The organism is Nocardioides sp. S5, from assembly GCF_017310035.1.
Taxonomy (GTDB): domain Bacteria; phylum Actinomycetota; class Actinomycetes; order Propionibacteriales; family Nocardioidaceae; genus Nocardioides.
Window position 1 is genome coordinate 938,618 of the sequence record NZ_CP022296.1, and the last position, 20,091, is coordinate 958,708.

General features: G+C 72.6%; 22 protein-coding genes. 17 read left to right on the forward strand and 5 right to left on the reverse strand.

The genetic code is table 11. The annotated features are described in order from the left end of the window. Positions 1-61 precede the first annotated feature (61 nt). The 5 genes from rplM to CFI00_RS04690 all read left to right on the forward strand — a co-directional run bounded on the left by rplM (position 62) and on the right by CFI00_RS04690 (position 3,934). Positions 62-505 carry a 50S ribosomal protein L13 gene (rplM, locus tag CFI00_RS04670; RefSeq protein WP_207084106.1) on the forward strand — a complete coding sequence of 148 codons (444 nt, stop codon included), beginning with the start codon at positions 62-64 and terminating at the stop codon, positions 503-505. Continuing rightward, positions 502-1,023 (forward strand): 30S ribosomal protein S9, encoded by a 522-nt coding sequence (gene rpsI / locus CFI00_RS04675; RefSeq protein WP_207084107.1) that lies wholly within the window; start codon positions 502-504, stop codon positions 1,021-1,023. Before rplM ends, rpsI begins: the two co-directional genes overlap by 4 nt. Positions 1,024-1,042: 19 nt before the next feature. Next, positions 1,043-2,389: a phosphoglucosamine mutase gene (gene glmM, locus CFI00_RS04680; protein ID WP_207084108.1), complete on the forward strand. Its 1,347-nt coding sequence runs from the start codon at positions 1,043-1,045 to the stop codon at positions 2,387-2,389. 46 nt (positions 2,390-2,435) lie between these two features. Beyond that, positions 2,436-3,422: a GNAT family N-acetyltransferase gene (locus tag CFI00_RS04685; protein ID WP_207084109.1), complete on the forward strand. Its 987-nt coding sequence runs from the start codon at positions 2,436-2,438 to the stop codon at positions 3,420-3,422. A 287-nt stretch (positions 3,423-3,709) separates the two neighbouring features. Continuing rightward, entirely contained in the window at positions 3,710-3,934 is a 225-nt protein-coding gene (locus tag CFI00_RS04690; protein ID WP_207084110.1) for a hypothetical protein, read from the forward strand. On the opposite strand, the gene CFI00_RS04695 is transcribed toward CFI00_RS04690, so the two are convergent. Continuing rightward, complete coding sequence (locus CFI00_RS04695; RefSeq protein ID WP_207084111.1) at positions 3,898-4,275, reverse strand: helix-turn-helix domain-containing protein; 378 nt, start codon at positions 4,273-4,275, stop codon at positions 3,898-3,900. The two genes, CFI00_RS04690 and CFI00_RS04695, sit on opposite strands and share 37 nt — an antisense overlap. A gap of 92 nt (positions 4,276-4,367) precedes the next feature. Between CFI00_RS04695 and CFI00_RS04700 the strand changes: the two genes are divergently transcribed. Beyond that, positions 4,368-4,952: an NAD(P)H-binding protein gene (locus CFI00_RS04700; RefSeq protein WP_207084112.1), complete on the forward strand. Its 585-nt coding sequence runs from the start codon at positions 4,368-4,370 to the stop codon at positions 4,950-4,952. Between the two features lie 193 nt (positions 4,953-5,145). Further along, positions 5,146-6,090 (forward strand): hypothetical protein, encoded by a 945-nt coding sequence (locus tag CFI00_RS04705; RefSeq protein ID WP_207084113.1) that lies wholly within the window; start codon positions 5,146-5,148, stop codon positions 6,088-6,090. A 96-nt stretch (positions 6,091-6,186) separates the two neighbouring features. Here the strand turns inward: CFI00_RS04705 and coaA are convergent, their stop codons facing one another. Continuing rightward, positions 6,187-7,182: a type I pantothenate kinase gene (gene coaA / locus CFI00_RS04710; protein ID WP_207084114.1), complete on the reverse strand. Its 996-nt coding sequence runs from the start codon at positions 7,180-7,182 to the stop codon at positions 6,187-6,189. Positions 7,183-7,247: 65 nt separating this feature from the next. Between coaA and glmS the strand changes: the two genes are divergently transcribed. The 9 genes from glmS to tsaD are packed head-to-tail and all read left to right on the forward strand — an operon-like array spanning position 7,248 to position 16,099. Then, a complete protein-coding gene (gene glmS / locus CFI00_RS04715; RefSeq protein WP_207084115.1) occupies positions 7,248-9,092 on the forward strand; it encodes a glutamine--fructose-6-phosphate transaminase (isomerizing) in 1,845 nt (614 codons plus the stop codon). Then, positions 9,092-9,445, forward strand: coding sequence for a holo-ACP synthase (locus CFI00_RS04720; RefSeq protein ID WP_207084116.1), 354 nt, complete (start codon positions 9,092-9,094; stop codon positions 9,443-9,445). Before glmS ends, CFI00_RS04720 begins: the two co-directional genes overlap by 1 nt. Before the next feature lie 3 nt (positions 9,446-9,448). Next, positions 9,449-10,849: an NAD(P)H-hydrate dehydratase gene (locus CFI00_RS04725; RefSeq protein ID WP_207084117.1), complete on the forward strand. Its 1,401-nt coding sequence runs from the start codon at positions 9,449-9,451 to the stop codon at positions 10,847-10,849. 7 nt (positions 10,850-10,856) lie between these two features. Next, positions 10,857-12,011 carry an alanine racemase gene (gene alr / locus CFI00_RS04730; RefSeq protein ID WP_207084118.1) on the forward strand — a complete coding sequence of 385 codons (1,155 nt, stop codon included), beginning with the start codon at positions 10,857-10,859 and terminating at the stop codon, positions 12,009-12,011. Further along, positions 12,008-13,075 (forward strand): alpha/beta hydrolase, encoded by a 1,068-nt coding sequence (locus CFI00_RS04735; protein WP_207084119.1) that lies wholly within the window; start codon positions 12,008-12,010, stop codon positions 13,073-13,075. Before alr ends, CFI00_RS04735 begins: the two co-directional genes overlap by 4 nt. Then, a complete protein-coding gene (gene tsaE, locus CFI00_RS04740; protein ID WP_207084120.1) occupies positions 13,072-13,959 on the forward strand; it encodes a tRNA (adenosine(37)-N6)-threonylcarbamoyltransferase complex ATPase subunit type 1 TsaE in 888 nt (295 codons plus the stop codon). The genes CFI00_RS04735 and tsaE overlap by 4 nt, the downstream gene beginning before the upstream one ends. Before the next feature lie 10 nt (positions 13,960-13,969). After that, the gene (tsaB, locus tag CFI00_RS04745) at positions 13,970-14,608 is read left to right on the forward strand and encodes a tRNA (adenosine(37)-N6)-threonylcarbamoyltransferase complex dimerization subunit type 1 TsaB (RefSeq protein WP_207084121.1); all 639 of its coding nucleotides are present in this window, start codon (positions 13,970-13,972) and stop codon (positions 14,606-14,608) included. Further along, complete coding sequence (locus tag CFI00_RS04750) at positions 14,605-15,060, forward strand: GNAT family N-acetyltransferase (RefSeq protein ID WP_207084122.1); 456 nt, start codon at positions 14,605-14,607, stop codon at positions 15,058-15,060. Before tsaB ends, CFI00_RS04750 begins: the two co-directional genes overlap by 4 nt. Next, complete coding sequence (tsaD, locus tag CFI00_RS04755; protein ID WP_207084123.1) at positions 15,053-16,099, forward strand: tRNA (adenosine(37)-N6)-threonylcarbamoyltransferase complex transferase subunit TsaD; 1,047 nt, start codon at positions 15,053-15,055, stop codon at positions 16,097-16,099. The genes CFI00_RS04750 and tsaD overlap by 8 nt, the downstream gene beginning before the upstream one ends. 17 nt (positions 16,100-16,116) lie before the next feature. Here tsaD and CFI00_RS04760 read toward each other — a convergent pair whose 3' ends face one another. Then, positions 16,117-17,571 carry a hypothetical protein gene (locus tag CFI00_RS04760; protein ID WP_207084124.1) on the reverse strand — a complete coding sequence of 485 codons (1,455 nt, stop codon included), beginning with the start codon at positions 17,569-17,571 and terminating at the stop codon, positions 16,117-16,119. A gap of 4 nt (positions 17,572-17,575) precedes the next feature. After that, positions 17,576-17,983, reverse strand: a complete 408-nt coding sequence (locus CFI00_RS04765) for a hypothetical protein (protein ID WP_207084125.1) — start codon at positions 17,981-17,983, stop codon at positions 17,576-17,578. Positions 17,984-18,077: 94 nt separating this feature from the next. Between CFI00_RS04765 and CFI00_RS04770 the strand changes: the two genes are divergently transcribed. Continuing rightward, a complete protein-coding gene (locus CFI00_RS04770) occupies positions 18,078-18,701 on the forward strand; it encodes a hypothetical protein (RefSeq protein ID WP_207084126.1) in 624 nt (207 codons plus the stop codon). Between the two features lie 283 nt (positions 18,702-18,984). Here the strand turns inward: CFI00_RS04770 and CFI00_RS04775 are convergent, their stop codons facing one another. Continuing rightward, entirely contained in the window at positions 18,985-20,064 is a 1,080-nt protein-coding gene (locus CFI00_RS04775) for an IS110 family transposase (RefSeq protein WP_242532487.1), read from the reverse strand. Positions 20,065-20,091: the final 27 nt, after the last annotated feature.

Sequence of the window (20,091 nt, forward strand, 5' to 3'; positions counted from 1 at the left end):
TGGCTCCACATCCGTTCCTCGATCGAGGAGCGGGTCCAACGAACCAGAACGGGACATAGCCGTGCGCACGTACAGCCCCAAGCCCGCTGACATCCAGCGTGAGTGGCTCGTCATCGACGCCACCGACGTGGTCCTGGGCCGCCTCGCCGTCCAGACCGCGAACCTCCTCCGCGGCAAGCACAAGCCGACCTTCGCTCCTCACATGGACATGGGCGACTTCGTCATCATCGTGAACGCCTCCAAGGTGTCGCTGTCGGGGACCAAGAAGACCACCAAGATGGCCTACCGCCACTCCGGCTACCCGGGTGGCCTCTCGGCCACCCCCTTCGGCGAGCTCCTCGAGAAGGACGCCCGCAAGGCCATCGAGAACGCCGTGTGGGGCATGCTGCCGAAGAACAAGCTCGGTCGCCAGATGCTGAAGAAGCTCAAGGTCTACCCCGGCCCCGACCACCCGCACCTGGCCCAGCAGGCCACTCCCTTCGAGATCACGCAGATCTCCCAGTGACGACTGAGGACTCACAGATGACTGAGAACACCACCGAGGTCGAGGAGACCTTCGAGACCGACTCCGAGGGCGTTGCCTACACGTCCGAGAGCGACGCGTCGGCCGACACCCCGGCTCGCCCCGCCACCATCGCCCCCGGCGCGGCCACCGGCCGTCGCAAGGAGGCCGTGGCCCGCGTCCGCATCGTCCCGGGCACCGGCGAGTGGACGATCAACGGCCGCACGCTCGACAACTACTTCCCCAACAAGCTGCACCAGCAGATCGCGAACGAGCCGTTCGTGGAGCTGCAGCTCGAGGGTCGCTTCGACGTGATCGCTCGCATCCACGGCGGCGGCAACGCCGGCCAGGCCGGCGCCCTGCGCCTGGGCGTGGCGCGCTCGCTCAACGCGATCGACATCGAGGCGAACCGCCCGGCGCTGAAGAAGGCCGGTCTGCTGACCCGCGACGCCCGCGTCGTGGAGCGCAAGAAGGCCGGTCTCAAGAAGGCCCGCAAGGCCTCGCAGTTCAGCAAGCGCTGATCTCCCAGGGTCTCGTTCCTTGACGCGACTCTTCGGCACGGACGGGGTCCGGGGCCTGGCGAACGCCGATCTCACGGCAGAGCTGGCCCTGGACCTCTCCGTCTGTGCCGCACACGTCCTGGCCGACCGCGGCGAGTTCGAGGGGCATCGCCCCCTCGCCGTGGTGGGCCGGGACACGCGCATCTCCGGGCAGTTCCTCGAGGCTGCGGTCGTCGCCGGCCTCGCCTCGGCGGGGGTCGACGTGCTCCTGCTCGGCGTGCTGCCCACCCCCGGCGTGGCCTACATGACCGACCGGCTCGGTGCCGACCTCGGCGTGATGCTCTCCGCCTCGCACAACCCCATGCCCGACAACGGCATCAAGTTCCTCGCCCGCGGCGGCCACAAGCTCGACGACGCGATCGAGATCGCGATCGAGCGCCGCATGGGTGAGCCGTGGGAGCGCCCCACCGGTGGTCGCGTCGGCCGGGTCACGACCTACGACACCGCGGTCGCGGAGTACGCCGCCCACCTCGAGAGCACGATCACCCACCCGCTCGTCGGGCTCAAGGTCGTCCTCGACTGCGCCGAGGGCGCCGCGCACGCGGCCGGCCCGCGGGCGCTGGAGGACGCCGGCGCGACGGTCATCGCGATCCACGCCGACCCCGACGGCCTCAACATCAACGACGACTGCGGCTCGACCCACATGGGCTCGCTCCAGGCCGCGGTCCTCGAGCACGGCGCCCACGCCGGCTTCGCGCTCGACGGCGACGCCGACCGGTGCCTGGCGGTCGACGCCGACGGCAACATCGTCGACGGCGACCAGATCCTCGCGATCCTCGCCCTCTCGCTGCGCGACCAGGGCCGCCTGGCCAAGGACACCGTCGTCGCCACGGTGATGAGCAACCTCGGCTTCGTGCAGGCGCTGCGCGCCAACGACGTCGGCGTACGCCAGACGAAGGTCGGTGACCGCTACGTCCTCGAGGCGATGAAGGTCTCCGGCTACTCCCTCGGTGGGGAGCAGTCCGGCCATGTCATCCTCAGCGACCACGCCACGACCGGCGACGGCATCCTCACCACGCTCCACGTGATGGAGCGGATGGCCACCACCGGCCGCTCGCTCGCCGACCTCGCGTCGGCGATGACGCGGCTGCCGCAGGTGCTGCTCAACGTCGGCGGGGTCGACAAGTCCCGTGCCGACGAGGACGCCGTGCTTGCTGCCGCGGTGGCCGAGGAGGAGGCGGTGCTGGGCGACCGGGGCCGGATCCTGCTGCGCCCCTCGGGCACCGAGCCGATCGTGCGCGTGATGGTCGAGGCGCCCACCCACGACGAGGCGCAGGGCGTCGCGACGCGTCTCGCCGACGTGGTGAAGGCCCAGCTCACGCTCTGAGCGATATCGGGGTGACGGCCGTGCGGCCCGCCGCTACCGTCGCGGCGTGGCCGTCGACATCGAGCAGATCAACCCGCGCAACGAGGCTGCGCTCCGCGCCTGGTGGCAGGTGGGGCACGACGCCACCGCCGACCGTCCCGGCAAGCCGTGGCCGCTGTGGGAGCAGAGCCGGGTCTCGCTGCACGCGCCCAACCCCGAGCGCGACGTGACCCTGCTCGCCGCCATCGACGGCCGGGAGATGGTGGGTGCCGGCATGGCGATCCTGCCCTCGCGCGACAACCTCCACCTCGCCGGCTCCGCGGTCTACGTCGACGTCGCGCGCCGGAGGCAGGGGATCGGCTCGGCCCTCCTGGCGGAGGTCGAGGTCCTCGCCGCCGGGCACGGGCGTACGACGCTGACCGGCGAGGCCTACCTGCCGCCGGGCGGCACGGCGCCGGCCGAGGCGTTCGCGGCGGCGCGCGGCTTCGCTGTTGCCAGTCGGGAGTCGATCAAGGAGCTCACGCTCGCCGACTACCGCGAGCGGCGCGCGGCGCTCACCGTCGACCCGAGCGGGCACCGCATCGTCACCTTCGACACGGTCTGCCCCGACGAGCACGTCGAGTCCTTCGGACGCCTGCTCGGCATGCTGCTCTCCGAGATCCCGCTCGGCGACCTCGACCTCGAGGACTCGGAGTGGAGCGTCGAACGCATCCGCGACGCCGAGCAGCGACAGGTCGCGACCGGCCGTCACGTGCACACCGCCCTCGCGGTCGCGCCGGACGGCGAGGTGGCCGGCGTGTCCGACGTACGTGTCGACGACACCGACCACGAGCACGCGCAGGTCGGGATCACGATCGTCGACCCGGCCCACCGCGGGCACCGGCTGGGGCTGGCGCTCAAGCTGGCGACGCACGACCTGGCGCTGGCGGCGTACCCCGGGCTGCTCACCCTCGACACCTCCAACGCCGAGGTGAACACCCACATGAACGCCGTCAACGACGCCCTCGGCTATCGCACGATCGAGACGCTGCTGGAGCTGCAGAAGAAGCTGTGAGTGCGCGTGCTCAGTCGCGGATGGGTGCGGGTGCAGGATGCTGTGCGGGTGGATCGTGAACACCTCGACGCCTGGCGGCGACTGACCCTCCTCCCGATCGCTGCCCTCGTCGGCGCCGTGCTCGTCCTGGTCGTCACGGGGTGGGCCATCGATGCGAGCGACCTCGAGCAGCGCGAGGACTCGTGGGGGTTCGTGGCCGGCGCGTTGATCGTCGCGTTCGTCGCGCTCGGGCCCGTCGGACTGACCATCGCGGCTGCTCGCTCGCCCGGTCGTTCGACGCGGCATGGGTGTCCGTCGTGGGCGGCTGGGCCGGCGCTGTCGTCAGCGCCGTGTGCGGCGTCTACCTGGCCTTGCTCGCCGTGTCACCGGCGGAGCTCTCCCCCGCGGACACCGTCTTCGGCGTCGTGGCGTTCGTGGTCGGCGTCCTGCTGCTGGCGCCGCTGGGTGCCTGCTGGCGGCTCGCGCGACGCTCCCGTCAGCGGGAGTCGGCCGCCTCCGCCGCGTCGTCGTAGCCCCGGCGCGAGGCGAGGATCTGGCCGAGGTGGGTCTCGGCCCAGTCGGTCAGGGTCGCGATCGGCCCCGTCAGCGACGCGCCGAGCGCAGTGAGCTCGTAGTCGACCCGTGGCGGCACCTGGGCGTGCACGGTGCGGGTCAGCAGGCCGTCGCGCTCCATGGCGCGCAGCGTCTGGGTGAGCACCTTGGGCGCGACGCCGCCGACGCGTGCACGGACCTCGCTGAAGCGCAGCGACCCGTCGCGCAGCGCGCCGATGACCAGCACGGTCCACTTGTCGCCGATGCGGTCGAGGACCACGCGGGTGGGGCAGTCGGGGTCGAAGGCGTCGCCTCGATTCATGGTTACCACTAGGTACTTATAGCACGTTGAAGTGCTTGGTTACCAATGGTTACTGTCGCTCTCGTCATCCACCCACGACCGAAGGAACCCTCATGAAGATCGCCCTGTTCGGCGCCACCGGCATGGTCGGCTCGCGCATCGCGGCCGAGGCCACCGCCCGCGGCCACGAGGTCACCGCGCTGAGCCGCTCGACCGGCGGCGACCTGGCCGACGCCGACGCCGTACACACCGCAGCGCAGTCCCACGACGTCGTCGTCTCCGCCACCGGTCCCAGCCGCACCGGCGAGTCGCACGAGCCCTGGCTCGCTGCCGTCTCCACCCTCATCGAGCAGGCGGGGGAGGCGCGCGTCCTCTTCGTCGGCGGCGCCGGCTCGCTGCTGACCCCCAACGGCACCCGGCTCCTCGACACCGACGGCTTCCCCGAGGAGTACAAGGCCGAGGCCACCTCCGGTGCCGCCGCCCTCGACCTCTTCCGCGCCGCGCCGGAGTCGCTCGACTGGACCTTCGTCAGCCCCGCGCCGGTGATCGCCCCCGGCGAGCGCACCGGGTCGTACGCCACCGCGCTCGACACCCCGGCGGGCGACTTCATCAGCGCCGAGGACTACGCCGTCGTGCTCGTCGACGAGATCGAGCAGCCGCAGCACCGCCGCCAGCGCTTCACCGCCGCCACCGCCTGAGCCGGCGGCCCCGGCTCGCAGAGCGGACGTCATGGCGGGTGGTCGCTCGAACGACCACCCGCCATGACGTCGCCCAGCCGGGGCCTTGCGGTCCCGGGCCAGAAGACATCCACAGTCCTGCGCTCACCGCCGTCCTCCACAGGCCGGGCACGACGGGGTCGAACGAGGACCGACGTCGCTCCACGCTGGCGGGATGGAGCACGAGGTTCCGAAGAGGCGCAGCTCGATGGCCCGGCGGCGGGTCACCCGTCTGGCTGATCGCCAAGGAGGTGTGGTGTCGCGGCGCCAGGCGTACGACGCGGGCCTCACGCGCGGAGAGGTGCGGGCGCAGGTCCGGGCCCATCGCTGGCAACGCGTCTGGTCGCGCTCCCTCTGCCTGCACACCGGTCCTGTCTCCGAAGAGGGCCTCGACTGGGCAGCCGTCTTCGAGGGTGGCGACCGAGCCCTGCTCGACGCAGAGGCGTCCCTCGTTGCGTCCGGGCTGCAGAACTACGACGTGGCGAGCCGGCGAGTCTCGGTGCCGCGTGGCGTCAAGCCGTTGGTCGGCACAGGTCTCGACATCCGACGGACCCGGCGGTGGTCGGCCGACGACCGGGCCCCGTCAGGAGTGCCCCGGACCAGGGTGCCCGTGGCGGCGGTGCGCGCCGCCATGTGGGCGGCCAGCGACAAGCAGGCCGCGCTCCTGCTCACCATGCCGGTCCAGCAGGGCCTCACCACCGCGACACTGCTGGGGCAGGCCCTCCTCGACGTACGCCGCGACCGGCGACGGTCGTTGATGCACGACCTGGTGCTCGACCTCGTCGGCGGCGTCAGGTCGGTGGGCGAGCTCGACTTCGCGCGGGAGTGCCGCCGACGCGGCTTCCCCGAGCCGACCCGCCAGACGGTCAGGCGCGGCAGGGACGGGCGCTACTACCTCGACGTGTGCTGGGACGACTTCGCCCTGGTGGTCGAGATCGACGGGATCCACCACTCGTGGGCCACCACGGTCGTCCCGGACGCGCTGCGCCAGAACGACGTCGCGCTCGGCGGAGCGACCGTGCTGCGCCTGCCGCTCCTCGGACTGCGCGTCGCTGCAGACGACTTCTTCGCCCAGGTCGAGTGCGGACTCCGCGCCGGTGGATGGCGGTCGGCGGCGTGACGTCGAACGCCGTACGTCATGGCCGGTGGTCGCCCGGACGACCACCCGCCATGACGTTGCGGGAGGAGGGCCGGCGCGGGCACGGCCGCGTACGCCTCAGAGCTTGCGCAGGCGGACGTAGCGCACCGAGTGGTCGGTGTCCTTGCGCAGCACCAGGTTGGCGCGCGAGCGGGTGGGAGCGACGTTCTGCACGAGGTTGGGCTCGTTGATCGAGTCCCAGATGCGAGTGGCCTGGTCGACGGCCTCGTCGTGCGAGAGCGCGGCGTACTTGCGGAAGTAGGACGCCGGGTCGCGGAAGGCGGTCTCGCGCAGGCGCAGGAAGCGGTCGACGTACCACCGCTTGATGTCGGCGAGCGCGGCGTCGACGTAGACGGAGAAGTCGAAGAAGTCGCTCACTGCCAAGCCGGTGCGGCCGTCCTCGCGCACCCGCGCGGGCTGGAGCACGTTGAGGCCCTCGACGATGACGATGTCGGGGCGCTTGACCACGACCCGCTCGTCGGGCAGCACGTCGTAGACCAGGTGGGAGTAGATCGGGGCCTCGACCTCGTCGCGCCCGGACTTGATGTCGATCACGAACTTGAGCAGCGCGCGGCGGTCGTAGGACTCCGGGAAGCCCTTGCGGTGCAGCAGGCCGCGGCGCTCGAGCTCGGCGTTGGGGAGCAGGAAGCCGTCGGTGGTGACGAGCGCGACGTTGGGGTGCTCGGGCCAGTGCGCCAGCATCTGCTGCAGCACGCGGGCGGTCGTGGACTTGCCGACGGCCACCGAGCCGGCGAGGCCGATCACGAAGGGCGTACGCGGCGGGGTGACGCGGTGCAGGAACTCCTCCTGCTCGCGGTGGAGGCGGGAGTTGGCGGCGACGTAGAGGCTGAGCAGTCGCGAGAGCGGCAGGTAGACCTGCTCGATCTCGCGGAGGTCCAGCTGGTCGCCCAGGCCGCGCAGCCGGGTGACCTCGTCGGGCGTCAGGCTGGTCTCGGCCGTGCCGGCCAGCTGCGCCCACGCGGCTCGCTCGAGCTCGACGTAGGGGGAGACCTCGCCGGCGTGGCTCGCACCATGGCCGGAGCCGCCGTGGTGCGGCTCCAGGACCTCGGACATGGGTGCGATTGTGGCACCGCGGCGGAGCGCGGCCGTGCAGCGCCCTGCCGATAGACTCCCGGCCCATGTGCGGAATCGTCGGATATGTAGGTGACAAGCCCGCCGAGGGCGTGGTGATCGAGGGCCTCCGGCGGCTGGAGTACCGGGGCTACGACTCCGCAGGGATCGCGCTGGTCGAGGCAGGCTCGATCGTCTCCGACAAGCGCGCGGGCAAGCTCGCCAACCTCGAGAAGGCCATCGCCGAGTCGCCGCTCCCGCAGGTCACCACCGGCATCGGCCACACCCGCTGGGCCACCCACGGGCCGCCGACCGATCGCAACGCCCACCCGCACCTGGGCCGCGCGCGCCGGGTCGCGCTCGTGCACAACGGCATCATCGAGAACTTCGCCGAGCTCCGAGGTCGCCTCGAGTCCGAGGGCGTCGAGATGGCCTCCGACACCGACACCGAGATCGCCGCGCACCTGCTCGAGGAGCAGCTCGAGACCGGCGTCGACCTGACCGTCGCGATGCAGAACGTGTGCCGTGGCCTCCACGGCGCCTTCACCCTGGTCGCCATCGACGCCAACGACCCCGACCGCGTCGTCGCCGCACGCCGCAACTCACCCCTGGTGGTCGGCATCGGTGAGGGCGAGAACTTCCTCGGCTCCGACGTCGCCGCCTTCATCGAGCACACCCGCGAGGCGATGGAGCTCGACCAGGACCAGGTCGTCACCATCACCCGCGACGGCGTGAGCGTCTCCGGCTTCGACGGCACCCCCGCCGAGGGTCGTCGCTACCACGTCGACTGGGACCTGTCGGCCGCCGAGAAGGACGGCCACGACTGGTTCATGCGCAAGGAGATCTTCGAGCAGCCGCGCGCCGTGGCCGACTCGCTCCTCGGCCGCCGCGGCACCGACGGGCTGCTCCAGCTCGACGAGATGCGCCTGTCCGACCAGGACCTGCGCGACGTCGACAAGATCATCATCATCGCGGCCGGCACGTCGTTCTACGCCGGGATGGTGGCCAAGTACGCCATCGAGCACTGGTGCCGCATCCCGGTGGAGGTCGAGCTCGCGAGCGAGTTCCGCTACCGCGACCCGATCCTCACCAGCGACACCCTCGTCGTCGCGATCAGCCAGTCCGGCGAGACCGCCGACACGCTGCAGGCGATCCGCCACGCCCGCGAGCAGCGCTCGAAGGTGCTGTCGATCTGCAACACCAACGGCTCGACCATCCCGCGCGAGTCCGACGGCGTCATCTACACCCACGCCGGCCCGGAGATCGGCGTCGCCTCGACCAAGGGCTTCCTGACCCAGCTCGTCGCCTGCTACCTGCTCGCGCTCTACCTCGCGCAGGTCAAGGGCACCCGCTTCGGCGACGAGATCTCGCAGGTCATGGACCAGCTCGACCAGATGCCCGAGCACATCCAGACCGTCCTCGACAAGGCCGAGCAGGTCTACGGCCTGGCCCGCGACCACGTCGGGAGCCGCTCGGTGCTCTTCCTGGGCCGCCACGCCGGCTACCCGGTGGCGCTCGAGGGCGCGCTGAAGCTCAAGGAGATCGCCTACCTCCACGCCGAGGGCTTCGCGGCCGGCGAGCTCAAGCACGGCCCGATCGCGCTGGTCGAGGAGGGCCTGCCGATCCTGTGCGTCGTGCCGCCGCGCGGACGCGACCAGCTCCACGACAAGATGCTCAGCGGCATCCAGGAGGTGCGCGCCCGCGGCGCCCGCACCCTCTGCCTGGCCGAGGAGGGCGACACCACCATCGTCCCCTACGCCGACGTGCTGATCACGCTGCCGCAGGTCCCGGTGCTGCTCCAGCCGCTGGTCGCGGTCGTGCCGCTCCAGCTCTTCGCGTGCGAGCTCGCCACCCAGCTCGGCCACGACGTCGACCAGCCGCGCAACCTCGCCAAGTCCGTCACGGTCGAGTAATGCCGGTCATCGGCGTGGGCATCGACGTGGTCGACATCGACCGCTTCGTGCAGTCCCTCGAGCGCACCCCTGCCCTGCGCGACCGGCTGTTCACCGCGGACGAGGCCACGCGCCCGCCCGCGTCGCTGGCGGCGCGGTTCGCCGCGAAGGAAGCGATGGCCAAGGCCCTCGGCGCGCCGGTCGGGATGGCCTGGCACGACGCCGAGATCGTCTCGGAGGAGACCGGGCGCCCGCGCTTCCAGATCCGCGGGACGGTCGCCGCGCGCGCCGAGCAGCTCGGCGTCGCCCACGTCCACGTCTCGCTGTCCCACGACGCCGGCATCGCCTCGGCCGTCGTGGTCCTGGAGGGCTAGGCCGTGCTGCGCGCCCACGCCGTCGAGGACGTACGCCGTGCGGAGGCCGCCGCGATGGCGCGCCTGGCCGACGGTGCGCTGATGCAACGCGCTGCCGCCGGACTGGCCGCGGCCGTCGTCGACGTGCTGGGCGGCGCCTACGGCCGCCGGGTGCTGCTGCTCGTCGGCCCGGGCGACAACGGCGGGGACGCGCTCTGGGCCGGCGCACGCCTGGCCGGTCGCGGGACGCAGGTCGAGGCGCTCCTGCTGGCGGACCGTGCCCACGAGGCCGGTCTCCGCGCACTTCGAGCCGCCGGCGGTCGTGCCACGAGCGAGGCCGCCGGCCTCCACCCCTCACCGGACCTGGTCGTCGACGGCATCGTCGGGATCGGCGGACGGCCGGGCCTCGCACCCGCCGCGGTCGCAGCCCTCGACCGCTTCGCCGGCGTGCCGGTGGTCGCCGTCGACGTCCCGTCGGGCGTCGACGTGGACACCGGCCGGCTCGGGGGCCCCCACGTGCAGGCCCACGTCACCGTCACCTTCGGCACCCACAAGGTGGCCCACCTCGTCGACCCGGCGGCCAACGCCTGCGGTGCGCTGCACCTGGTGGACCTCGACCTCGACCCCGACGAGCTCGGTGCACCTGTCGTCGAGGCGCTCCAGCCCGACGACGTGCGTGCGCTGCTGCCGCACCCCTCGGACGTCGCGCACAAGTACACCCGCGGCGTCGTCGGCGTACGCGCCGGCTCGGGCACCTACCCCGGCGCCGCGCTGCTCGCGGTGTCCGGCGCGAACACCGGCCTCGCCGGCATGGTCCGCTACGTCGGCCCCGAGGACATCGCCCACACGGTGCGCAGCGCGCACCCGGAGGTCGTCGGCGCCGGCCGCGTGCAGGCGTGGGTCGTGGGGCCGGGCGGGGGAGACGACGCGGGCACGATGCTCGCCGACGCGCGCGCCGACGGCGTGCCCCTGGTGGTCGACGCCGACGCGCTGCGCCATGTCGACGGACCGCTGCCCGGCTGCGTCCTCACCCCCCACGCCGGCGAGCTGGCCGCGATGCTCGGCGTCGAGCGCGCCGAGGTCGAGGCCGCGCCGCTCGGCTTCGCCCGCGACGCCGCCCGCCGGTGGGACTGCGTCGTGCTGCTCAAGGGCCACCACACGCTCGTCGCCGACCCGGCCGGTCACGTCCGCGTCACCACCACGGGAGTGCCGTGGCTGGCCACCGCGGGCGCCGGCGACGTCCTCGCCGGACTGGTCGGTGCCCTGCTGGCGGCGGGACTCGAGGCGTACGACGCCGCGTCCGTCGGCTCGTGGGTGCACGGGGCGGCGGCGACCGAGGCCTCGGCCGGCGGTCCGCTGACCGCGAGCCGGGTGGCCGTCCAGATCCCTCGTCTCGTGCGCGACGTCCTGCCTGGTTTGGGATGATCGAGGCATGAGCGATCCCGTGCCCTCGCGCGCCGAGATCGTGGTCGACCTCGCCGCGGTCCGCCACAACGTGCGGGTCCTCCAGGACGTCGTCGCCGGTGACGGGCCGGTGCAGCTGATGGTCGTGGTCAAGGCCGACGGCTACGGACACGGCATGGTCGAGGTCGCCGGGGCAGCGCGCGCGGCCGGTGCCGACTGGCTCGGGGTCGCGACGATCGACGAGGCGCTCGCCCTGCGTGCGGCGGGCGACCGCGGGCCGCTGCTGTGCTGGCTCAGTGCTCCGGGCGACGACTTCGCAGCCGCCGTCGCCACGGACGTCGAGGTCACCGCCTACTCGCAAGCGGAGCTGGAGGAGATCGCTGCCGTCGGCGGTGCCCGCGTGCAGCTCAAGGTCGACACCGGCCTCTCGCGCGGTGGTGCACCCCGGGCGCTGTGGCACGACCTGTTCGCCGGCGCGAGCGACCTCGAGCGCGAGGGCCGGATCACCGTCACCGGCATCTGGTCGCACCTCGCGGCCAGCGACGAGCCCGACCACCCCGCCAACGACGCCCAGGAAGCGGCCTTCCGCGATGCGCTGGCCCTCGCCGCGTCGGCCGGGCTCGAGCCGGGCGTGCGGCACCTGGCCAACTCCGCCGCCGCGGTCCTGCGCCCCTCGGCCCGCTTCGACCTGGTCCGCTGCGGCATCGCCGCCTACGGCCTCGACCCCGCGCCCGGTGCCAGCCCGGAGCTCGGGCTGCGCCCCGCGATGACGGTCCGCGCCCGGCTCGTGCTGAGCAAGGAGGTCGTTGCCGGCGACGGCGTGTCCTACGGGCACACCTGGCGCGCCGAGGAGGACACGACCGTCGGGCTGGTGCCCGCGGGCTACGGCGAGGGCATCCCGCGCGTGGCGGGCAACACCGCCGAGGTGTGGGTGGACGGCGTACGCCGCCCGATCCGTGGCCGGGTGTGCATGGACCAGCTCGTCGTCGACCTCGGCGGCGAGCTGCCGCCCCCCGGCACGGAGGTGGTGCTCTTCGGCCCCGGTGACCGCGGCGAGCCGACGGCCCAGGACTGGGCCGAGGCGGTCGACACCATCAACTACGAGATCGTCACGCGCATCGGCGGCCGGTTCACGCGCCGGCACGTCGACAGCGACGTGACCCCAGGAGGACACGCCAGGTGAGCATCAAGGGACGCATCTTCGGCACCGTGGTCGGCGCTGCCGGCCTCGCCGCTGCCGCGGGCGCGGTCGGCATCGCCCGGCAGAACCGGATCATCGGCAACCGCGCCGCGGGCGAGCGGGTCGAGTTCGGGGAGCTGCGCAGCCCCCGCCGCGTGGTCGTCACCGACGACGCGGTCGACCTGCACGTCGAGATCGACGACCCGGCCGACTTCGGCGCGCCCGTGCCGGCCGACGACGACCTCACCCTCGTCTTCGTCCACGGCTACTCCCTCAACCTCGACTGCTGGCACTTCCAGCGCGCGGCCTACCGGGGGCAGGCCCGCACGGTCTTCTTCGACCAGCGCAGCCACGGCCGCTCGGGCCGGTCCGACGAGGACCACTGCACCATCGAGCAGCTCGGCCACGACCTGCGGCGCGTCATCGAGGACACCGTCCCCGGGAGGTGCGTCGTGGTGGGGCACTCGATGGGCGGGATGAGCGTCATCTCGCTGGCCGAGCACCACCCCGACCTCTTCGGCGACAAGGTCCTCGGCGCCGCCCTCATCTCCACCACCGCCGGCGGGCTGGACCCAGGTCGCATCCTCTTCCCGATGGTGCCGCTCGGCCTCGGTGGCCGGTTCGTCGGCCGGGCGGTGCGCACCCTCGACCGGGGGCACCGGGTGGTCGACCTGGCCCGATCGTGGGGGCACGCCGTGGCCGACGTCTTCACCGACCGCTACGCCTTCGGGACCGACCAGGTCCCCGCCTCGCACGTCGAGTTCGTCTACTCCATGCTGAACGCGACCCCCTTCGCGGTGGTCGCCGACTTCTACCCAGCCTTCGCGACGCTCGACAACTTCGACCACCTCGAGGCGCTGAGTCGCGTGCCCACCGCGATCATCTGCGGCACCGAGGACAAGATCACCTCGGTGGGGCACAGCCGCAAGCTGCACAGCCGCATCCCCGGCTCCAGCCTGCTGGAGTGCGAGGGCGCCGGGCACATGGTGCTGCTGGAGCGCCACAAGGAGGTCACCGCCGAGCTCGACGACCTGATCTCGCTGGCCCAGGCGCGGGGCGTGCGATGAGCCTCGACGTACGCCGCGTGGGTCCCGAGGCCGCCGCAGACGTGCTGGCCGTGGTGCAGGAGGCGTTCGGGGCCCGGCCGGTCCTCGACCCGCCGGCCGACGCCCTCGCCGAGGACGCCGACTCCATCGCCCGGATGCTGGCGCGCCGCGGCGGGCTGCTCGCAACGCTCGACGGGGAACCGGTGGGCTGCGCGATCCTCGACGTGGCTCCCGACGGGCTCGTGCTGCGGCGCTTCGGCGTGCTGCCGTCCGCGCAGGGTCGCGGGGTCGCGACGGCCCTGGTCGGGGCGGCTCGTGACGCCGCGCTCGGCCGCCCGGCCGTGGTGGTGGTGGCCCGCGAGGAGCTGCCGGCGACCATCGCCTTCTGGGAGCGCCACGGCTTCGTCGAGACGACCCGCTCCAGCCCCTACGTCACCCTTGCCCTGCCGCTGGCGACCGACGTCGACGCACCCGACGCCGAGACGATGCGCGGGCTGGGGGAGCGGGTGGGGCGGAGCCTCGTCGCGGGCGACCTCGTCGTGCTCACCGGCGAGCTGGGGGCGGGCAAGACGACCTTCACCCAGGGCCTCGGCACCGGCCTGCAGGTCCGCGGCGGCGTCACGTCCCCGACCTTCGTGATCTCGCGGGTGCACCCCTCGCTCGTCGGGGGTCCGGACCTCGTGCACGTCGACGCCTACCGGCTCGGCGGCCTCGCCGAGCTCGACGACCTCGACCTCGACGCCTCGCTGGACGAGGCCGTCACGGTCGTCGAGTGGGGAGCGGGCCTCGCCGAGGCCCTCGCCGAGTCGCGGCTCGAGGTCGTCATCGAGCGGGTCGTGGGCCAGGCGCCCGACGACGAGCTCGACCCGCGCCGCGTTTGCCTGCGCTGGGTCGCGGGCCAGTAACCTCGACGCCGTGCTCCTCGCCTTCGACACCGCGACCCCGTTGGTGACCGTCGCCCTCCACGACGGCGAGCGTGTGCTCGTGGAGCACTCGTCGTCGGAACCGATGAAGCACGGCGAGCACCTCGCGCCGCTCATCGAGCGCGCCATGGTCGAGGCCGGCATCGTGCGCCAGGACCTCACCGCCGTCGCGGTCGGCGTCGGACCGGGCCCCTTCACCGGCCTGCGCGTCGGGGTGGTCACCGCCCGCACGCTCGGCTTCGTCCTCGACATCCCGGTCTACGGCGTGTGCTCGCTCGACGCGATCGCGCTCGAGGTCGTCGGCACCGGTGTCGCCACCGGGAGCTTCCTGGTCGCCACCGATGCCCGGCGCAAGGAGGTCTACCTCGCCTCCTACGACGCCGACGGCCGCCGCCTGGAGGGCCCGGTCGTCACCCGGCCCGCCGAGGTCGCCACCGACGCCCCGGTCGCGGGCGCCGGACCGCTGCTCTACCCCGACCACTTCCCGCACGCCATCGGCCCGGACCGCCCGAGTGCGGGCTGGCTGGCAGCGGGAGTGAGCTCGGAGCTCGTAGGATTGCTCGACCCCGAACCCCTCTACCTGCGCCGCCCCGACGCGGTCGCGGGCGCACCCAGAAAGCCTGTCTCGTGATTCGTCCCGCAGCCCTGGCCGACCTCCCGGCCCTCGTCGCCCTCGAGCAGGAGCTCTTCGGTGCCGACGCGTGGAGCGAGAGCCTGCTCCGTGAGGAGATCGAGGGTCCCGGTCGCCGCTTCGTGGTCGCCGACGACCTCTCCGGCTACGCCGTGACGATGACGGCGGGCGACATCGTGGACCTGCTGCGCATCGGCGTACGCCCCGAGGCACGGCGCAGCGGCGTGGCCTCGCGGCTGCTCGACGAGCTCCTGGTGGACACCGAGGACGCCTCCCGGATGCTGCTCGAGGTCAGCGTCACCAACGCCGAGGCGCTCGGCTTCTACGTCGCGCGCCAGTTCAGCGTGATCGACGTACGCCCCCACTACTACCGCGACGGGTCCGAGGCGCTGGTGATGTGCCGCTGGCTCCCCGGCGCGGCCCGCGCGCAGACGGCCACCGCGCATGACTGACGAGCCGCTGGTCCTGGGGATCGAGACCTCCTGCGACGAGACCGGCGTCGGCATCGTGCGGGGCCACACGCTGCTCGCCGACACCGTCGCGAGCAGCGTCGAGGAGCACGCCCGCTTCGGCGGCGTCGTCCCGGAGGTCGCGAGCCGGGCCCACCTCGAGGCGATGGTCCCCACGATCGAGCGCGCCGCGGAGACGGCCGGGATCTCGCTGAGCGACATCGACGCCGTCGCGGTGACCAGCGGGCCCGGGCTGGCCGGTGCGCTGCTGGTCGGCGTGGCGAGCGCCAAGGCGCTCGCCCTCGGCCTCGGCAAGCCGATCTACGGCGTCAACCACCTGGCCGCGCACGTCGCGGTCGACCAGCTCGAGCACGGGCCGCTGCCCGAGCCGTGCCTGGCCATGCTCGTCTCCGGCGGCCACTCCAGCCTGCTCGAGGTCACCGACGTCACCGTCGGCGTCGAGCCGATGGGGTCCACCATCGACGACGCGGCCGGCGAGGCCTTCGACAAGGTCGCGCGTCTGCTGGGCCTGCCGTTCCCCGGCGGCCCCCACATCGACAGGCAGGCCCGCAGCGGCAACAGCGTGGCCATCGACTTCCCGCGGGGCCTCTCCAGCCGCAAGGACCTCGAGCGCCATCGCTTCGACTTCTCCTTCTCCGGCCTCAAGACCGCCGTCGCGCGCTGGGTCGAGGCCCAGCAGCGGGCCGGGACGCCGATCGACGTCGCCGACGTGGCGGCGTCGTTCCAGGAGGCCGTCTGCGACGTGCTGACCCGCAAGGCGATCGACGCAGCCACCAGCCGCGGGATCGAGGACATCCTCATCGGCGGCGGGGTTGCGGCCAACAGCCGGCTGCGCGCCATGGCCGAGGAGCGCGCCGCGGCTGCGGGCATCCGCGTCCGGGTGCCGCGTCCCGGTCTCTGCACCGACAACGGCGCCATGGTCGCAGCGCTGGGGGCCGAGCTCGTTGCGCGAGGACGTACGCCCTCGATGCTCGACCTGCCGGCCGACTCCTCGATGCCCATGACGACAGTCGTGGCCTGAGCCGAGGCGGACCGACCTCAGTCGAGGACCCCGGGGGCGACGTCGTCGTCCCCGAGCCAGTCCTGGTCGTAGACCAGCCGGTCACGATCGGTGGCACGGTCGCGATCGCCCTTGCGGCCGCTGCGACCCGCTGCGCCTGCGGCGCCGGCTGTGCCGGCAGCACGGGATCCGCTCGCGCCGCGTCCGCCCGAACCGCTCGCGCCACGTCCGCCCGAGCGCGCGCCGGCGGACGAGCCGGCAGCACCGGAGGCGGCGCCACGACCACCGGCCGCGCCGCGACCCGCGGTCGAGCCGGCGGCCGCCGCACGCGAGGCAGGGCCACCGGCGGCACCGGCGCTGCGGGCGGCGGTCGTGGGCGAACCTGAGGTGGCGGCACGTGACAGCGCGCCCGGGGCGCCGGCGCGACCGGTCGAGCCGATGGGGCGCACAGGGCTGCCGCCGGTGGTCGAGGTGCGCGGACCGGGGCGCATCCCGCCGGTCATCGCGCTCGCGCCGCCCGCCGCCCCGGCCGCACCGAGCGCGGCGGCCGAGGCACCGGCGGAGCCGCCGGACGTGGTCGGCGCCGAGATGCCCGCGCCGGGGGACTGGTAGGCCACGCCGCTCTGCGAGGTGCCGCCCACGGACGTCGACGGGACCTCGGTCGGCACGTGCGTCGGCAGCGACGTGGGGACTGTCGTCGGGGTGGTGATCGGCGTGGTGACCGGCGGCGTGGTGACGTGCGTCGGCGGCTGGTTGATCTCGGTGTGGTTCGGGTTGTTGTTCTCGCTGCCCACCTGGACCAGCCCGGTCCGGACGATGTCGGCGTCACCACCGCCGCCACCTGCGCCACCACCGGTGACCGGGGGCGCCTGGGTGCCGGGGAGGTAGGGGCCGGACGGCGGAGCCGACGGGCTGCTCGGCGGCGGCTCGGTCGGGTCCTGCTGGCCGTGGATCGCCTTCATCGGCGGGATGGCGGCGAGGAAGGCGGCGTCCATCTGCTTGGTGAGGGCGAGGGACCGGGCCTCCTGCTTCTCGTACGCCGACTGCCAGGCGCCGCGTTCGGCCTGTCGCGCCTGCGAGGCGGACGCCTGTGCGGCGAGCTCCTCCTTCGTGGGCTCGACGCCGGTGGTGTTGGCAGGCGCCTGGTAGGGCGACGGCTTCGGCCCGAGGTCGGCCATGTTGTCGCGCGAGTCCTTGGTGTCCGAGATCTGCTGCCCGACCTGGCGCAGCGCCTCGCCGGCCGCGCGGAGCTGGTCGGCCTTGGTCGTCAGCGAGACCGACGACTCCTCCATGCTCTGGCGCAGGGCCGGGCCGGTCAGGGTCTGCTCGCCGATGCGGAGCTCGGCCTGGGCGGCAGCCTGCTGGAGTCCCTCGGCCAGCGTCTGGAGGTCGTCGGCCTTCTTCTTCCAGTCGCTGCCGGCGGTGAGGACCCAGCCGTCGGAGGCCGAGTCGAGGTACTGGTCGAGGACGATGCGGTTCGGTCCCTTGGTCACGGTCTCAGTCCCCCTCGGTCGGCAGCGTGCACTGGTTGGCGGTGAAGTCGGGCGCCGCCACACAGTCCGTGGCGGACTGGATCAGCGCCATCGTCGCGACGGTCTGCTCGGTGGTCGTCTCCATGTCCTGGCGGAAGGCCTCGACGGAGGTCCCCATCCCGCGCAGGCCGGCGGCCACCTTCTCCAGCTCGTCCCTGACCGCCTGGTGGGCCATCTCGGTGTTGGTGCCGAGGCGGTAGCCACCGGTGTAGGACTCGCCGAACGACGCGCTCTGCACCGGCAGGATCGGGTCGGACTCGACGCCCTCGGCGGCCTTGTCGAAGGACGACATCAGCGAGGCGATCGTGTCGGGATCGATGTTCAACCCGACCATCGTCTGGTTGAGCAGTTCCCTGTCTTCGAGCGGCAGCATGGTCTGTCCTTTCCCCCGGGTCACACAGCCAAAACCCACTCTAGGTGCTCAATCTGCCGCCGACCTCATCAATGCCCACCGCTACTCTGGACCCATGACTTCTCGGGGGACTCGTCAGCGCTCGATCGCGGCCGCCACGGCGCTCGCCGCCCTCACCCTCACCGCGGGGTGCGGCTCGTCGGGGGACGCGCCCGACGCCTCCGACCCGGCGGCGAGCAGCTCGGAGACCCCGACGGAGGAGTCGTCGGCCCCCGTCACCGTGCCGAGCACCGCGGTCGTCGAGCCCGCGGACGGCGGACGGGTCAAGGTCCCGGGCGCCAGCATGCGGGCGCTCGACACCTACAAGCACCTCAACGACTACGGCATCGTCCAGGGGTGGAACGACGGCCAGAGCGCGATGACGTTCTCGCCCAGCCTCACGCAGGCGACGTCCCTCGACGCCTTCGCCCGCGAGTGGATCCGCGAGCACGGCGGGCCCAAGGTCAAGGTCCGACAGGACGACGCGGTGGCGGGCGGGAAGTACAGCGCGTGGCACGTGGTCGACACCACCTCGGACCCCTCGCAGGTCCAGCACGACTTCGGGATCATGTTCCTCGACTCCGCGTGGCTCATCGACATCACGTTCTACCTCCCGGGCGTGCCGGAGACGCTGACGGAGGAGGAGCAGCAGCAGGTGATCGACAGCCTGCTCGCCACCTTCAAGACCGACCTCGACTGATATGTAGGGCGCGCCTGTCAAGGGCAGGGTGAGGCGCCGTCGGGCCTGGGTGGCCTGACGGCGCCTCGCTTGGTCTGGATCTGTCGTCTGCGCAGCGTGTCTTCGCGACGCGCGGTCGAGACTGATATGCGCGGGTTGGGTACCGCAGGACGGCGTTCGGCAGGAGCGCTCCGCTTCTCTGAGGTCGAGCGTCACGAGTCGGGCTCGTGGCTCACAGTCGAATCGCGGGTCGGCTCCTCGCGCTGCACGCAGGGACCGGTTCCAGATCAAGTCAGGGGTGTGGCTACTCGAGGGTGGCCAGTGACCAGCACCAGCCGGCGAGTTCGCGGGCGATCGCGGTGTTGGCCACGGTGTGCTTCTTCTTCCGGGCCGTGTACTTGGCCCATTGGTGGTGCAGCCGCTGGTTGCCGGCGTGTCCGCGGACTCTGGCGGCGGGGGTGGCCTGTTCCCACCGGGCCTGCATGGTGGGCCCGACGGTGTAGCGGGGCTGGTGGTGCCATGCGGCCTCGATCAGCAGACGGCGGGCGTGGGTGTTGCCGGTCTTGGTGATTCCACCCTGCCTGCGCGAGTCGCCGCTGGAGTGCTCGGAGGGCACCAGACCGAGGTAGGCGCCGATGCTGGAGCCGGTGAACCTGGTCCAGTCGCCCAGTTCGACCGCGAGTGCGAACCCGGTCAGGGTGGAGATCCCCCGTAGGCAGCACAGGCGTCGGGTCAGGTCGGTGAACTCGCTGTCGGCAGCCATCGCGGTGATCGCAGCGTCGAGCCGGTTGCGGCGGGCCAGGGTGAACTCGACCGCTTCGAGGTCGGCCTCGTAGGCGGCGCGAGTGCCGGGCTGGTCGAACCGGATGCCGTGCAGCCACGCCTGGTGCTTGCCGGTCCAGGCGTTCCCGCCGTAGTAGACGTGGCCGTGGCGCAGCAGCAACTTCGAGACTCGGTGCCGGGCCCGCATCAGGTCGCCGCGGACATCTTCACGAGCCCGGACCAGGTCGCGGGCGGCTTCCTCGGTGATGGTGGGAACCCTGACCGGAACGATCTGTCCGACTTGGAGCAGTTGCGCGAGGAGCAGGGCGTCCTTGGCGTCGGTCTTGACGCGATCCCCGGGCGGCCGGTTCAGCTTCGATGGCGCAGCCACTTCGCAGCGGATCCCGGCTGCGGTGATCGCCCGGTAGAGGCCGAATCCGGTCGGTCCGGCCTCATAGGTCACCGCCACCGGGCCCGGCAGCCCCCGCAACCAGTCCACGACCACCTCGCTGGCCGGGACGAGCTTCTGCTTGAACACCTCACCGGTCATTGCGTCAAGACCGGCTGCCATCACCGATCGTGCGTGCACATCGAGCCCAACGCTCGTACGCTCAGAAATCACCGGGGCCTCCTATGCCTGTGGATAGGT

Excerpts from the sequence above, each read along its gene's own strand:
- CFI00_RS04700 (WP_207084112.1), top strand. The coding sequence starts at position 4,368 with ATGAAGATCGCCCTGTTCGGCGCCACCGGCATGGTCGGCTCGCGCATC.
- CFI00_RS04695 (WP_207084111.1), bottom strand. The coding sequence starts at position 4,275 with ATGAATCGAGGCGACGCCTTCGACCCCGACTGCCCCACCCGCGTGGTC.
- CFI00_RS04770 (WP_207084126.1), top strand. The coding sequence starts at position 18,078 with ATGACTTCTCGGGGGACTCGTCAGCGCTCGATCGCGGCCGCCACGGCG.
- coaA (WP_207084114.1), bottom strand. The coding sequence starts at position 7,182 with ATGTCCGAGGTCCTGGAGCCGCACCACGGCGGCTCCGGCCATGGTGCG.
- tsaE (WP_207084120.1), top strand. The coding sequence starts at position 13,072 with ATGAGCCTCGACGTACGCCGCGTGGGTCCCGAGGCCGCCGCAGACGTG.
- CFI00_RS04720 (WP_207084116.1), top strand. The coding sequence starts at position 9,092 with ATGCCGGTCATCGGCGTGGGCATCGACGTGGTCGACATCGACCGCTTC.
- alr (WP_207084118.1), top strand. The coding sequence starts at position 10,857 with ATGAGCGATCCCGTGCCCTCGCGCGCCGAGATCGTGGTCGACCTCGCC.
- CFI00_RS04705 (WP_207084113.1), top strand. The coding sequence starts at position 5,146 with ATGGAGCACGAGGTTCCGAAGAGGCGCAGCTCGATGGCCCGGCGGCGG.
- CFI00_RS04765 (WP_207084125.1), bottom strand. The coding sequence starts at position 17,983 with ATGCTGCCGCTCGAAGACAGGGAACTGCTCAACCAGACGATGGTCGGG.
- tsaD (WP_207084123.1), top strand. The coding sequence starts at position 15,053 with ATGACTGACGAGCCGCTGGTCCTGGGGATCGAGACCTCCTGCGACGAG.
- glmS (WP_207084115.1), top strand. The coding sequence starts at position 7,248 with ATGTGCGGAATCGTCGGATATGTAGGTGACAAGCCCGCCGAGGGCGTG.